Annotated in this window: 14 protein-coding genes; 5 read left to right on the top strand and 9 right to left on the bottom strand. The window is 63.9% G+C overall.

Annotation, left to right across the window (positions count from 1 at the left end; all coding sequences use genetic code 11):
* From KUV41_RS02830 to KUV41_RS02815, 4 genes are all read right to left on the bottom strand, one after another.
* Positions 1-474 carry a DoxX family protein gene (locus KUV41_RS02830; protein WP_222484086.1) on the bottom strand — a complete coding sequence of 158 codons (474 nt, stop codon included), beginning with the start codon at positions 472-474 and terminating at the stop codon, positions 1-3.
* Between the two features lie 59 nt (positions 475-533).
* The gene (locus tag KUV41_RS02825) at positions 534-1,478 is read right to left on the bottom strand and encodes a putative DNA-binding domain-containing protein (protein ID WP_222484084.1); all 945 of its coding nucleotides are present in this window, start codon (positions 1,476-1,478) and stop codon (positions 534-536) included.
* Entirely contained in the window at positions 1,475-2,485 is a 1,011-nt protein-coding gene (locus KUV41_RS02820; RefSeq protein WP_261395889.1) for a DUF692 domain-containing protein, read from the bottom strand. The genes KUV41_RS02825 and KUV41_RS02820 overlap by 4 nt, the downstream gene beginning before the upstream one ends.
* Before the next feature lie 172 nt (positions 2,486-2,657).
* Positions 2,658-2,936 carry a DUF2282 domain-containing protein gene (locus KUV41_RS02815; RefSeq protein ID WP_206941259.1) on the bottom strand — a complete coding sequence of 93 codons (279 nt, stop codon included), beginning with the start codon at positions 2,934-2,936 and terminating at the stop codon, positions 2,658-2,660.
* A 242-nt stretch (positions 2,937-3,178) separates the two neighbouring features.
* Between KUV41_RS02815 and KUV41_RS02810 the strand changes: the two genes are divergently transcribed.
* Complete coding sequence (locus tag KUV41_RS02810; protein ID WP_222237583.1) at positions 3,179-3,538, top strand: RidA family protein; 360 nt, start codon at positions 3,179-3,181, stop codon at positions 3,536-3,538.
* A gap of 109 nt (positions 3,539-3,647) precedes the next feature.
* Here KUV41_RS02810 and KUV41_RS02805 read toward each other — a convergent pair whose 3' ends face one another.
* From KUV41_RS02805 to KUV41_RS02790, 4 genes are all read right to left on the bottom strand, one after another.
* Positions 3,648-5,156, bottom strand: a complete 1,509-nt coding sequence (locus tag KUV41_RS02805; RefSeq protein ID WP_261395888.1) for a PhnE/PtxC family ABC transporter permease — start codon at positions 5,154-5,156, stop codon at positions 3,648-3,650.
* Positions 5,153-5,878 (bottom strand): ATP-binding cassette domain-containing protein, encoded by a 726-nt coding sequence (locus KUV41_RS02800; protein ID WP_222484082.1) that lies wholly within the window; start codon positions 5,876-5,878, stop codon positions 5,153-5,155. The genes KUV41_RS02805 and KUV41_RS02800 overlap by 4 nt, the downstream gene beginning before the upstream one ends.
* A 29-nt stretch (positions 5,879-5,907) precedes the next feature.
* Complete coding sequence (locus KUV41_RS02795) at positions 5,908-6,783, bottom strand: putative selenate ABC transporter substrate-binding protein (RefSeq protein WP_222484081.1); 876 nt, start codon at positions 6,781-6,783, stop codon at positions 5,908-5,910.
* A gap of 124 nt (positions 6,784-6,907) precedes the next feature.
* Positions 6,908-7,765, bottom strand: coding sequence for a MurR/RpiR family transcriptional regulator (locus KUV41_RS02790; protein WP_222484079.1), 858 nt, complete (start codon positions 7,763-7,765; stop codon positions 6,908-6,910).
* Positions 7,766-8,106: 341 nt separating this feature from the next.
* On the opposite strand from KUV41_RS02790, the gene zwf reads away from it, so the two are divergent.
* The 4 genes from zwf (at position 8,107) to KUV41_RS02770 (ending at position 11,797) form a co-directional block, all read left to right on the top strand.
* Complete coding sequence (zwf, locus tag KUV41_RS02785) at positions 8,107-9,606, top strand: glucose-6-phosphate dehydrogenase (RefSeq protein ID WP_222484077.1); 1,500 nt, start codon at positions 8,107-8,109, stop codon at positions 9,604-9,606.
* A 1-nt stretch (position 9,607) separates the two neighbouring features.
* A complete protein-coding gene (gene pgl / locus KUV41_RS02780; RefSeq protein ID WP_206941247.1) occupies positions 9,608-10,291 on the top strand; it encodes a 6-phosphogluconolactonase in 684 nt (227 codons plus the stop codon).
* Between the two features lie 15 nt (positions 10,292-10,306).
* On the top strand, positions 10,307-10,969 hold the full coding sequence (locus tag KUV41_RS02775; RefSeq protein WP_206941245.1) for a bifunctional 4-hydroxy-2-oxoglutarate aldolase/2-dehydro-3-deoxy-phosphogluconate aldolase: 663 nt from the start codon (positions 10,307-10,309) through the stop codon (positions 10,967-10,969).
* Positions 10,970-11,164: 195 nt separating this feature from the next.
* Entirely contained in the window at positions 11,165-11,797 is a 633-nt protein-coding gene (locus tag KUV41_RS02770) for a hypothetical protein (protein ID WP_222484075.1), read from the top strand.
* A 107-nt stretch (positions 11,798-11,904) separates the two neighbouring features.
* On the opposite strand, the gene KUV41_RS02765 is transcribed toward KUV41_RS02770, so the two are convergent.
* A complete protein-coding gene (locus KUV41_RS02765; protein ID WP_222484073.1) occupies positions 11,905-12,858 on the bottom strand; it encodes a carbohydrate kinase family protein in 954 nt (317 codons plus the stop codon).
* Between the last annotated feature and the right edge of the window lie 4 nt (positions 12,859-12,862).

The raw sequence follows: 12,862 nt of genomic DNA, 5'->3' as shown, positions 1-12,862 counted from the left end.
CTACGGCTGCCCGCTTTCTGGCCGCTTGCACAATTGTCGGCACAGCAGCTTATCCAGCGAGAGTCGTCCCGCCCCGCGTAGCACCAGGGTGGCCAGACTGGCAGCCCATAGCCCGTGAGTGACCCAGGCTTCTGGGTAGACGAAGGTCTGGATCACCAGCGTCATGATCAGCAGTCCCGTGGCCGCAAGCCGCGTAGCAAGTCCCGCCCATAGCAGCAGCGACAGGGAAAACTCTGCCAGTGTCGCCAGATAGGCGGCTAGCACGGGGGAGATCAGTGGCAGCGCGTATTCGTGCTCGAACAGGAAGAACGTGCTGTCGGCAAGGCCAACGCCGTCCACCTTGGTCAGGGCGGACTGAAAGAAGACGGTGCCGACAACCAGTCGCATGAGGACCAGCACAAGATCCAGCGAACGCTGGTCCAGCCATCGCGAGGCCTGTCCGTAGGTGGTCAGCAGGGTGGTATGAATGCTCATGGCGATCCTCATTGGCGGTCGAGAAAGACGCTGTCAGCGATACCTGAACGTCGGCTGGCTCAGACGGGTGGCGGTGTTGCACCGGCGTTGTGTGACGCTTCCTTGGGTGGTTGAGCCTCAGCGGGTTGATGGAGAGCCTCAGCGGTTTTATGAAGAGCCTCAGCGGTTTTATGAAGAGCCTCGGCGGGTTGATGGAGAGCCTCAGCGGTTTTATGAAAAGCCTCAGCGGGTTGATGAAACGCCTCAGCGGGCTTGAATAGCGCCCCCTGACCCACCAGTGTGCCGAGGGCACGCCCCAGCAGGTCGTCCAGTGAGTCGCTGGCACGTAGCCCCCCGGCCAGCTCCTGCTCCATCTCGCCGAGGGCCTGAGCCAGTGACGTCGTCCCATCAAGCCGCCGGTGGAGGTTTGCGGTCACGTCATCGATGGGGGTCATCTGGACGCGTTGGCCGTGGCGCACCAGCAGCCAATGTCCGGGTCCCTGTGACCCTAGCGGAGCGCTGCCTTCTCCTCTTTCCAGGGCCTGCCACAGCCCTTCCACATCGTGCTCGCAAGAGACGCACCGACTGGCGGGCAAGGCCTGTACCAGACAGCTGACGCTGTCGAGACAGGCGCCCAGTTCACAGGCTTCCAGTGGGATACTGTCGGCGGCATGGCTGACCCTGAGTCGGGCATGCTCAAGACCCGCGATATCGGCAACAAAACGATAGCGCGACACGTCAGGTGACTGCCTGAGCGCAGTGACGAAGTCACCGCCGTAGTGGGCCAGACGAGGGTCCCTGGGAGGATGATGGGCGACGAAGCGTGAGGCCTCACCGACGAAGCAGCGCTCTCCCAGCAGGGTCAGTGTGTGGGGAAAGGTGTCCTTGAGCGCCTCGATCAGACTCGAGCGAATGTTATTGCGATAGACATCGAGGCCTGGGGTATCGGCTATCGGCGAGGAAGGGCGATGGGGTTGGCGCACAGCGTCGATGAAGTGGCGCTGCCAGTCCTGTAGGCGGCTCATGGCAAGACTCCGCTAGCGGGTAAAGTCGTCGCCTGTTGCGAGGGTGGAGCATCCTGGGCGCCGGCATGATGGCGTCGTGCCAGCGCCACTTCTTCCAGCCAACGAGATAGCGGTGGCACTCTGTTGTCCCATTCCACCAGGGTGGGAAGTTCCGGGCGCAGGCGGGCCACCTGCCGATAACGTTGCCATACCGGGTCTGCCACCGGGCTGCCGTGGTCGTCGATATAGAGGTCGCTGGTGCTGTCCTGGGTATGGCCGGCCAGGTGCCATTCACCTACCGCGTGCCAGGGCACTTCCTCCAGATAGCTGTCCAGGTCACGATTCAGGTTGGCGGCGCTGATAAAGGCATTGTTGACGTCGAACAACAGCCCGCAGCCAGTCGCCTCCACCAGGGCCTGCAGAAACTGTGTCTCGCTCATGGTCTGATCCAGCCTGACATACAGGCTCGGATTCTCTACCAGCAGCTGGCGCCCCAGGCTGTCCTGGGTGCGTGCCACGTTGTCGCACATCACCCTGAGAGACTCCTGGTTCAGAGGCACGGGCAGTAGATCGTTGTAACTGTGCCCATCCAGGCGGCTCCAGGCCAGATGCTCGGATACCAGTGCCGGTTTGAGCTGGTCGACCAGCGTCGTCAGGCGCTTGAGGTGCTCCGGATCGATGCCTTCAGCGCTTCCGAGGGATAACCCCACACCATGCACCGATAGCGGATAGCGACGCGACAGCACCGCCAGCTGTTCCTGTACCGGGCCTCCCGCATTCATGTAGTTTTCTGCGTGGAGCTCGAGAAAGTCAGGCCCGCTCTCCAGCGCGGCAAGTTCCTGTAGATGCTGAAACTTCAGGCCGATGCCCATGGCAGCCAGTGGCAGCGGCAATCCGGTGGTCGCCGCTGGCGCGCTCGCCTTGGCGGCCAGTGCCGTCGCCCGGGACGACCCTGGCGGCGTCCAGGCCGACGACACCGAGTCTGTGAGCGAGGATGTCTTGGCGGGGGGCGTGGAGGGTGTCGTCATGATGAACTCCGCGTTGGCGGCGTTTGCCGCCTGCATGGCGCCAGCTGTCGATGACGGTCGGCACCTTACGGCGAGCTGAGGTCTTCAGCCACGGGGCTTCTGGCCTCAAGCGGAAGAAGTCCGCGGGGTCATGTCCGCCTGGCCCCGCGGTGGTCGAAGGTCTGACTCGACGTCAGGGGCGTTCGACTTCGCTCAGGCTGCCATTGCCGTGGGGGGTCTCGATGCCGGTACAGGTCCCCTCGGGAACCAGCGTCCAGGCATTGCCCTGGTAGTCGACGGTAGAGGTGCCCGCACAGGTGGTTCCTGGGCCTGCCTTGCAGTCGTTTTCGCCTGCCAGTGAGATGCCGTAGCACTTTTCCATGTCGCCGTCGGCGGCCTGGGCGGTAGCGATCACTCCTGCTTGTGCCATGGCGGTCGACAGCACTGCTGCCATCATGATGGAACGCTTCATTGGTAAACCCTCATGTTTTAGACAAGGTGACAGCCGGGCTGTCATCACTCAGTCGTCCTCATGAGAGAGACCTGACACTGTTGTGCCGCCAAAAACGCCCGATCGGGCTATCTCGTGCAGGCGAAAGTTGGCTATATTGAACGCCGGCCCAAGGCAGCCGGCGAGACTACCGGGAAGACGGCGGATGAAACATCTTCCTTGTTGCTAATTTACAGTTGATATCACTTTTTTTGGAGAGCGCGATGAGCATTCAGCGTCATGACACCAAGACCCGCATGAGCCGTGGTGTCATTCATCAGGGAGTGGCCTACCTGTGTGGCCAGGTAGCCGGCCCCGAAGCGCGTGAGGGCGATATCACCGCCCAGACCACCAGCATGCTCGAGCGCGTGGACGAGCTGCTGGCCGAAGTCGGCAGTGATCGCGAGCACCTGCTGAGCGCGACCATCTACCTGAAAGAAGGCGAGGATTTCGCGGCCATGAATGCGGTCTGGGACGCCTGGGTACCGGAAGGTCACGCTCCGGCTCGCACCTGCGTCTGTGCGCCGATGCCGGCGGGCGAGTTGAAGGTCGAGATTACCGTGACCGCTGCCATCAAGGGGTGAGGCATCCTGCGGTGAACGGCTGAGCTCGACACTGGTTCAGCCCGTTGTGCAGCAGATCGTAAGCCACGACGCCGACCCTTGGGTCGGCGTCGTCGTTTCCAGCATGAGGTCAGCGCAGGCAGGGATCGTCGATGGGCGGCTCGCAGGGACGCAGACGCCTCGCCAGGGCGTCGACCAGGATATTGAGCAGTGCCGTCACCACCAGCAGGGCGAAGGCCACGTCGAACATCAGCATCTGGAAGGCATCGTCGATGATGTCACCCAGGGTGGCCACCCCGAGCATGCCCAGCAGCGCGCTCTCCCGCAGAATCACTTCGGCCCGGTAGTAGACCAGGGCCAGCATGCCTGGGTAGACCCGGGGCAGCAGCTCGTAGGCCAGCCGTCCTGATGCCGGCAGCCCTGCCATGCCGGGCTCAATGGCATGGGCGTGGCGACTGACCAGAAAGGCAATCAATGCGCCATTGTGCAGTGCCAGTGCCAGCCAGGCGGGCAGCAACGACGGGCCCAGCAGCAGCAGAAAGATGAAGGCCAGCATCAGCTCTGGGGTAGAGCGCAGCAGGATCAGAATGCCCCGTCCTGCGCCCCGCGTCAGCGGGTTGCCGAAGTGACGTGATGCCAGCGGCCACAGCGCCAGTGCGATCAGCAGAGCGCCCACCGTGCCGAGCAAGCCCAGCAGCAGGGTATTGGCGACCGCTGTCACCAGGGCAGGCAAGCCCATCAGCCAGTCGACAAGGCCGCTGATATCGCCCGTCAGCAGGGCACGAGGCCAGATATCCTGGCTGACGAAGCGCCACAGCAGCCCCCCATCGATCTCTGGCCATGGTCCCAGCAGGGTGACACTGGCGATACCCAGCGGCAGCAGCAGGCGGCGATGGGCCCACCAGGGCAAGGTGGCGATCAAGGCGTAGAACAGCCACAGCAGGGCCCCTGCTTCGTGATACCGGCCTTCGCGAAAGGCACTCTCGAGCTGATAGCCAAGCGTCGGCAAGCCGACGAAGCCCAGTAGAACACTGGCACGCAGCGCGCACTCGAAGCGGTAGCGGGTATAGGCGGCCAACTGGGCGAATGCCAGCGGCAGTTCGGTATAGGCCAGCCTGGCCAGCCGGCTTGTGCCCTCCGGCAGGGCCTCCTGGGCGGCCCGCGGGGTCTGCTCCAGAATCTCCGCGTAGACCTTGGCGAAGATGCCAGCATAGGGGATCGCCAGTGCCGCCAGGGCAGTCAGCGCCGACAGGCCAAACACCTGCAGGAACAGCAGGGCCCAGAACAACTCGTGCACCGCGCGCACACCCGCCGAGGCAGCGCGCACCCAGCGCGAGCGCGAGTAGACCAATGCCAGTGGCAAACCGAGCACGACACCGCTCAAGGTTCCCCAGAACGCCACCGCGACGGTCAGGCCGATGGCCTGGAGTGGCGTTTCGATGGCACCGAGATCCGGCAGCGCCAGGCCCAGCGCCATGCGTCCCAGCTCCGCCCAGGGGTCACGGCTGAGAATCTCGAGGTCCGCCAGCGGAATGGCGATCAGGGCCAGCGCGATCAGCCACAGGCTATGCCGGGTCAGCCGAGCGCCGATACCGTCGCCGGCCAGCAGACCGGGACGGGAGTCACCGCTGGCCATCATGGGATCGCTGACTCACTGGTGTTGGCGGACGCGTCAGGCGCAGCCGTCGCACTTGGGTACAGCGCGTCCAGGTCGGCAAGGCTCAGGGTCTGGCTGGGGGCATCCAGCACGAGTCGTCCGTCAGCCAAGCCCCAGACCCGGTCAAAGTGGCTCAGGGCCAGTTCCCGCTGGTGCAGCGCCATGACCGTCGTGGTGTGCTGGGCGTCAATCCGGTCCAGCAGGGACATGGCTTGATGGGGGTCGACGCTGGCGACGGGCTCGTCACCAATGAACACCGGCCGCTGCTGGTAGAGGGCCCGGGCGATGGCCACGCGCTGGCGCTGGCCGCCGGAAAGGCGGCCCACCGGTCGTCGGGCGAGTCCGTCGAGGCCTAGCGGTTGGCACAGCGCGGTGATGTCCTTCCAGCAGCTGGCCAGTGGCCGCACCAGGTTCCACAGGTTCGCCAGCGCCGAGTGGTGCTCCAGTCGTCCCATGTAGACGTTGTGGTAGACCGAGAGCTGGGGCACCAGACCATGGTGTTGTGGACACCAGGCAGCGTGCGCTCCCAGACGCTGACGCAAGGTGGCCAGCAGGGTGGACTTGCCGGCGCCGCTCTCCCCGAGCAGCGCCACTCGTTGGCCTGGCTCCAATCGCAGCCGGACATCCCTCAACACGATCTGCCGTCCGTGACCGAGATCCTCGCCGTCAAGGCTCAGGCCAGTGAAGTCCACTGCCTCGGACATCGAGGCAGTGTCTTTGGGGCCTTGTGACATCAGCGCAGCAGGCCGAGGTTCTCGGCGACGCTCTCGATGGGGGCGTACATGTCGTTGTCGGCAGGAATAAAGCCTGAGCGCGGGAAACTCTCGAGCAGCTCAGGATCATCCATGCTCAGCAGTGCCTGGCGCACTCTGTCGGTGAAGCCTGCGCCAAAGGTCTCATCGGCGTCGCCACGCAGGGTCCACTGGTAGTCCGGGTAGCTGGGTGTGGACCAGATCACGTCGACCTTGTCCGTATCCACGTCGCCGTTGGCCAGCGCCGCGTCCCAGACCTTGAAGTTGACGGCACCGATGTCGTAGGTGCCAGCTTCTACCAGCGCAATCGTGCGCGAATGGTCACCGGAGAAGCCCACCCGGGTAAACAGCTCTTCCGGGGCGGCATCAAAGCGCTCGCGCAGGTAGTGCTCGGGCATCAGGCGGCCTGACGTGGACGTCTTGGCGCCGAAGGTGAAGGTCTTGCCTTCGATGCTGTCCGGGAGCGTATCAGCGGGCTCCAGGCCGGTGCTGGCGTGGGCCAGAAAATAGGTTTCGAAGGCCGCGTCTTCGACGCCCTGGGCCAGGGCCTGGGAGCCAGGTACCAGGCGTCGTGCCTGTACCCCGGAAAGTCCGCCGAACCAGGCCAGCTGCACCTGATCGTTGCGAAAGGCCGTGACGGCGGCGCCGTAGGACTTGACGGGCACATACTCCACGTCCACCTCAAGGGTGTCGGAGAGATAGTCGGCTACCTTGGAAAAACGCTCAACCAGGCGCGACTCGTCTTCGTCGGGGATGGCGGTAAAGCGGAAGGTATCCGCGGCGGCGACGGAGGTCAGGCCAATCAGGCCGGCGGTGGCGATAGCCAGCAACGACGTCAGCGAAGCAAGTGAGCGCATGGGGCAGCCTTTGAGCAATGAGGTGCATGGTCAGCCAGCGCGAGGGCATTCCCGCGGGGCAGGGCGCCTATTGTTGTGCCATTACCCCTTTGAGGCAAGCCGCATGCCGCGACAGCGGCTCGACTCAGTCGTCCACGCTGTAGCGAGTGTTGCGCAGACTGTCCTTGATCTTCTTGAGGTGGTGAAGGAAGTCCTCGCCGCGTCGCAGTGTGACCCCGGTGGCGAGGACGTCGATCAGGGCGAGCTGCACCATCCGCGACGTCATGGGCATGTAATGATCGGTGTCTTCCGGAGCGCTGACCGTCAGGGTTTCGGTGCACTGGCGAGCCAGGGGGGAATCCGGGGCGGTGATGCCCAGCACCACGGCACCATGTTCCCGCGCGATGGCGGCGATATCGACCAGTTCTCGCGTTCGTCCCGTGTAGGAGAGTACCACCACGACGTCCCCGGTGTGGCAGGCCGAGGCCACCATACGCTGCATCAGCACATCGACGTAGGCGCTGACCGGGAGGTTGAAGCGGAAGAACTTGTGCTGAGCATCCTGGGCGACGGCCCCGGAGGCGCCAAGGCCGAAGAAATGGATTTGCTTGGCCTGGATCAGATAGTCGACCATGCGGTCGATACGTTCGGGCGAGACCTCGCGGCTGGCGAGATCGAGTGCGGCGATGGTGGCACCGAAGATCTTGCCGGTGTAGGCCTCGGCGCTGTCATCGGGTTCCACTGCCTGGCTGACATAGGGGGTGCCCCCTGCCAGACTCTGGGCCAGCTGAATCTTGAAGTCCGGGTAGCCCTTGGCGTCAAAGTTGCGACAGAAGCGATTGACGGTAGGCTCGCTGACCGATGCGGCTTGAGCCAAACTGGCGATACTCATGCCGGTCGCGGCGGCAGGGTCGGCCAGAATGACATCGGCGACCTTGCGTTCGGAGCGATTCAGCTCGTCCAGGCGGGCGCGGATGCGTTCGATAAGATCGTGGCGAACCATGGTCGGCAGTGGCTCCGTAGCGGCGTGGGTGAATGGGACGGTGGGGTGAAGGGGTAGCCAGGGCGACTCCCGCAGGGGATGTGGTGATTTAACTACACAATGCCAGCTATCCTAGCTGTCTCGCCGACGACATCCAATCCACATTCGATGTCCCCGCAATGTACACCGAATGTATAAGCGCAGCGAGCTCAAATTTTGTGTAAGTTTACAAAATATTGTGTGTACTCGCCGCGGAATTTCGACTATTTTTTTGTAAACTTAGATATCCCTGCGGCGAGTCACTCAGCCATTAGATGCCTTGGCCCCGCCCGTCAGGAGTCTACCAGCACACGAGGACGGTTATGACACGACACTCCCGCTCCAGTGACGCCGAGCGCACCGACATTGATCTGGCGCTGTTTGGCGCCTTGGGCGACCTGTCTCGCCGCAAGCTGTTTCCCGCGCTCTACCAGCTCGATCGTGAAGGTCTGCTGCATCCGGATACCCGGCTGCTGGGACTGGCACGCCAGGATATCGATCTCGACGCCTTCCGGGAGCGCATCCATGCGTCGCTCAAGGAGTACGTCAAGGCCAGCGAGCTGGATGAGAAGGTGGTGTCGCGCTTCCTGGACCGCCTGTCCTTCTTGACCGTCGACTTCACCACGGTGGAGGGCTACACGGCGATTGCCGACTGGCGCAAGCAGCAGGCCCAGCAGCGCCCGCTGGTGGTCTATCTTGCCGTGGGTGCCAGCCTGTACGGGGATATCTGTCGACATCTCGAGGCCAGTGGCAGCCTGGATGACGAGAGCCGCGTGGTAGTGGAAAAGCCCATCGGCTACGACCTGGAGTCCTCCTGTGAGGTCAATGATGCGGTGGGAGCGGTATTCCCGGAGTCTCGCATCTACCGAATCGATCACTACCTCGGCAAGGAGACCGTGCAGAACCTGATTGCACTGCGCTTTGCCAACCCGTTGTTCGGTACCCAGTGGAACCAGAACCATATTTCTCACGTCGAGATTACCGTGGCCGAGAAGGTCGGGATCGAAGGGCGCTGGGGCTATTTCGACCAGGCCGGACAGCTCCGCGACATGGTCCAGAACCACCTGCTGCAGCTGGTCTGCCTGATCGCCATGGACCCGCCAGCCAACCTGGACGCGGATGCCATTCGTGACGAGAAGGTCAAGGTACTCAAGGCATTGAAGCCGTTTACCGATGACATGATTGGTCGCGACGTAGTGCGGGGCCAGTACACGGCGGGCACCAGCAACGGCCAGGGTGTGCCGGGGTATCTCGAGGAAGAGGGCGCCAATACCCAAAGCTACACCGAGACCTTCGTGGCCATGAAGACCGAAGTGGCCAACTGGCGCTGGGCGGGCGTGCCCTTCTATCTGCGCACCGGGAAGCGCATGCCGGAGAAGCTGTCGCAGATCGTGATCCACTTCCGTCAGCAGCCGCACTATATCTTTGACCCGGATCAGCGCGCGATCGCCGCCAACAAGCTGATCATCCGGCTGCAGCCCGAGGAAGGCATTCGCCTGGAGGTGCTGACCAAGGACAGCGGCCTCGACAAGGGCATGCGTTTGCGCCGGGGGCCCCTGCATCTGGACTTCAACAGCGCCTTCCCCAAGGCCCGTATTCCGGATGCTTACGAGCGACTGCTGCTCGAGGTGATGAAGGGGCAGCAGTACCTGTTCGTGCGGCGTGACGAAGTCGAGCATGCCTGGCGCTGGTGCGACGAGCTGATCGCCACCTGGGAAGACCGCAATGAACCGCCGCGTCGCTATCCAGCGGGCTCCTGGGGGCCGGTGGCCTCGATCGCCATGATCACCCAGGATGGTCGCAGCTGGTACGAGGACTACTGACATGAGTGCACAAGGTTCCGAGTTGTCGCCGCGCGAGCAACTGGCGCATCAGCTGGCCGAAAGTGTGGCGGCGGCGTTGCGTGAAGACCTGGCGGTGCAGCAGCGGGCTCTGCTGGTGGTCTCCGGGGGCTCGACTCCGGTGCCCTTCTTTCATGCGCTGTCGCGACAGTCGCTGGAGTGGCAACGAGTGGACGTGACGCTGGCTGATGAACGTTGGGTCGCGGCTGATGCAGATGACGCCAATGCCCGTCTGGTGCGTGAACATCTGCTGGTCAATCACGCTCAAAGCGCCAACTTCGTGCCGCTGACGACAGACCATGCCACCCCGGAGCAGGGCGCTGAAGAGGTGGCCGAGCGTCTGGCCGGTCTGTCCTGGCCGGCGTCGGTGGTCATCCTCGGCATGGGCGGTGATGGGCACACCGCGTCGCTGTTCCCTGATAGCCGCGAGCTGGACCTGGCCCTGAGCACCGATGCGCTGACCGTGGCGGTGCGCACCCCCAGTCAGCCTCAGGCTCGCATCACCCTCAGTGCCGAGCGACTGCACCATGCACGTCGCCACGTGCTGCATCTTACCGGCGACGACAAGCGTTCGGTGCTGGCCTCCGCCATGGCCGGAGACGACGTGCGGGAACTGCCCATCCGCGCCTTCCTGAGCTGCCCGCTGGCCGTCTACTGGGCACCCTGAATTCTGGAGTCACTCATGACCATTGAAAAACAGCTTCCCTCCACTCGTACCACTGAACTGGACAGCATCTGTCTCAAGGCAGAGGTCATTCCCGTCATCGTCATCGACCGCATCGAGGATGCTGTGCCGATGGGGCGTGCGTTGGTGGAAGGTGGTCTCAGCGTGCTGGAAGTCACCCTGCGCACGGATTGCGCCATCGAGGCCATCGCGCGCCTCAAGAAGGCACTGCCTCAGGCCAGCATCGCCGCCGGAACGGTGTTGACCCCGGCCCAGTATCGTCAGGTCGAGCAGGCCGGTGCGGATTTTGTGGTCACCCCCGGCGCCACGGATGCACTGTATCGCTATGGCGTGGAAAGCCCGGTGCCCATGCTGCCCGGTGTCGCCACCATCTCCGAGCTGATGACCGGCTGGCAGTATGGCTACCGTCGTTTCAAGTTCTTTCCGGCGGAGGCCAGCGGAGGCGTCAAGGCGCTCAAGGCCTTCGGTGGCCCGATCGGCGAAGCGCGCTTCTGTCCTACCGGCGGCATCAATCTGGGCAATGCCTCCGAGTATCTGGCACTGCCGAATGTAATGTGCGTTGGCGGTTCCTGGCTGACGCCGAAGTCGCTGGTCGATGCCGGTGACTGGGATGCCATTCGCGCCCTGGCCAAGGAAGCCGCTGACCGCTTCCACCACTGAGCTCTCTGCACTGGATGATGATCCATGTGCTCTCTCTCGACAGCTGGTGCTGTCCTTGATCCGGCCTCTGGCCGGATTTTTTTTGCTTCGTCGTGAGCTCGTCCACACAATGTCGCTATAGCCACGGATATGGCTTCGGATATCGTCCCGGCATGGCAAGATGCAGGGCATTCTCAACGCGTCGGAGGCGGCGACATGAAGGTGCTGTTACTGGGAGCGACGGGACTGGTGGGGCAGGAGGTGCTGAGCAGGCTGCTGGATCATCCGCAGGTCAGTGCCGTGGTGGCGCCGGTGCGCAGACCGCTGCAGCGCGAGCACTCCTGCCTGATGAGTCCTGTCGTGGACTTTGCCCAGCTCGAACAAGGCGGTGAACGGTGGCACGTCGACGCCGTCATCTGCGCCCTGGGTACCACCCTCAAGGCGGCAGGATCTCGCGACGCCTTTCGCTGGGTCGATCTGGAACTACCGCTGTGGTTCGCCCGCCAGGCGCGAGCTGGCGGGGCCCAGCGTTTCTCTCTGAACTCGGCGTTGGGCGCCAACCCCCACTCGCGCTTCTTCTATTCCCGGGTCAAGGGTGAGCTGGAAGACGCGCTAGGAGGACTCGACTTCAATAGCCTGACGATAGTGCGGCCTGGCTTGATCGATGGCCAGCGCCTCGAGGTACGTCGCGGCGAGCGCCTGGGCCTGGCCGCGTCGCGTCTGCTGCGGCCGCTGCTGCCCAGGCAGTGGCGCCCGAGTCCGGTATCAAGGATTGCCCAGGCGCTGGTCGACGGTGCCGTCCTGGCCCCGGCTGGGCGTCACCTTGTCGAGGCCAGGGATCTGGCCTGAGCAAACACCGCATCTGCATCCATGCCTGCGCTGACGTGACACTACGCTGCGCGCATGGAACGTCAGGCGACTGCCCCGGGGTCGGGCAGTCACCGTAGCGGATCGCTTCAGTCGATCACATCTTCTCGCCGGGGCAGCGCCGAGTACGCACCGGGGCGCGTCACGGCATGGGCGCCGCAGCGACATGCCAGGGTCAGGGCGCGGTCAAGAAAGGCGCCGTCCTGGGCCCAGTCGGGCTGCTGCCAGTCGTGGTCGGCAAGGGCCGCCAGCAGGCCGCCGATAAAGGCATCGCCGCCAGCGGTGGTGTCAACCGCCGTCACCGCTGGCGGTGTCATGTGAGTCACGCCGCGAATCGTATGGGCTGCCACCGAGCCGGGACCATCAGTGATCACGATCAGACGTGCTCCGGCCGCCAGTCGTTCGGCCAACCAGTCTTCCCGGGGGTGATCGCCACGCAGAGCGTCGAGTTCGTCGGTCGACAGCTTGATCAGGTCCGCCTGGTCCAGCAGGCGGGTGACCAGGCCGATGTCGATCTGATGATCTGGCCACAGATTATGGCGCAGGTTGGCGTCCACACTGACCAGGCAGCCTGCTCGCGCGGCCATCTCGGTAATGGCCAGCGAGGTCTCGGCGATGTCCTCATCCGTCAGGCTGTTGCTGCAGAGGTGCACGATGGCGGGCTCTGCAAAGACGCCCTGGGGCAGGTGTTCCGTGCGGTAGAGCAGGTCAGCGGCAGGCGGCCGATAGAAGTCGAAGGTGCGCTCACCCTGGTCATCCCGTGAGACGAAGGCCAGGGCGGTGCGGGCCTCTTTCGTGCGCGCTACGCCGCTGACGTCGACTCCGTGGTGCTGAAGCTCGGCAGCGATGAAGTCACCGAAGTGGTCGTCTCCCAGCATGCCCAAAAAACGACTGGTGAGACCCAGGCGGGCGCAGGCTACCGAGACGTTGGCCGGTGCGCCACCGGCGTAGGGCGTGAAGGTCTCTGGACCTTGCGTGCTGCTGCCCAGCCGGCTGGACAGCATATCCACGAGCGCTTCTCCGAAGGCGATCACGGGGGTCATGGGA

Origin of the sequence: Halomonas sp. DP8Y7-1 (genome assembly GCF_019801685.1) — a bacterium.
Lineage (GTDB): Bacteria > Pseudomonadota > Gammaproteobacteria > Pseudomonadales > Halomonadaceae > Halomonas > Halomonas litopenaei_A.
Note: the sequence above shows the minus strand (reverse complement) of the source record. Positions and strands in the feature narration are given on the sequence as shown.

Bases quoted from the DNA above. Each gene is read 5' to 3' on its own strand.
- KUV41_RS02765 (WP_222484073.1), bottom strand. From the start codon at position 12,858: ATGACCCCCGTGATCGCCTTCGGAGAAGCGCTCGTGGATATGCTGTCC.
- zwf (WP_222484077.1), top strand. From the start codon at position 8,107: ATGACACGACACTCCCGCTCCAGTGACGCCGAGCGCACCGACATTGAT.
- KUV41_RS02830 (WP_222484086.1), bottom strand. From the start codon at position 474: ATGAGCATTCATACCACCCTGCTGACCACCTACGGACAGGCCTCGCGA.
- KUV41_RS02825 (WP_222484084.1), bottom strand. From the start codon at position 1,478: ATGAGCCGCCTACAGGACTGGCAGCGCCACTTCATCGACGCTGTGCGC.
- pgl (WP_206941247.1), top strand. From the start codon at position 9,608: ATGAGTGCACAAGGTTCCGAGTTGTCGCCGCGCGAGCAACTGGCGCAT.
- KUV41_RS02805 (WP_261395888.1), bottom strand. From the start codon at position 5,156: ATGATGGCCAGCGGTGACTCCCGTCCCGGTCTGCTGGCCGGCGACGGT.
- KUV41_RS02810 (WP_222237583.1), top strand. From the start codon at position 3,179: ATGAGCATTCAGCGTCATGACACCAAGACCCGCATGAGCCGTGGTGTC.
- KUV41_RS02820 (WP_261395889.1), bottom strand. From the start codon at position 2,485: ATGACGACACCCTCCACGCCCCCCGCCAAGACATCCTCGCTCACAGAC.
- KUV41_RS02770 (WP_222484075.1), top strand. From the start codon at position 11,165: ATGAAGGTGCTGTTACTGGGAGCGACGGGACTGGTGGGGCAGGAGGTG.
- KUV41_RS02795 (WP_222484081.1), bottom strand. From the start codon at position 6,783: ATGCGCTCACTTGCTTCGCTGACGTCGTTGCTGGCTATCGCCACCGCC.
- KUV41_RS02815 (WP_206941259.1), bottom strand. From the start codon at position 2,936: ATGAAGCGTTCCATCATGATGGCAGCAGTGCTGTCGACCGCCATGGCA.
- KUV41_RS02775 (WP_206941245.1), top strand. From the start codon at position 10,307: ATGACCATTGAAAAACAGCTTCCCTCCACTCGTACCACTGAACTGGAC.
- KUV41_RS02790 (WP_222484079.1), bottom strand. From the start codon at position 7,765: ATGGTTCGCCACGATCTTATCGAACGCATCCGCGCCCGCCTGGACGAG.
- KUV41_RS02800 (WP_222484082.1), bottom strand. From the start codon at position 5,878: ATGTCCGAGGCAGTGGACTTCACTGGCCTGAGCCTTGACGGCGAGGAT.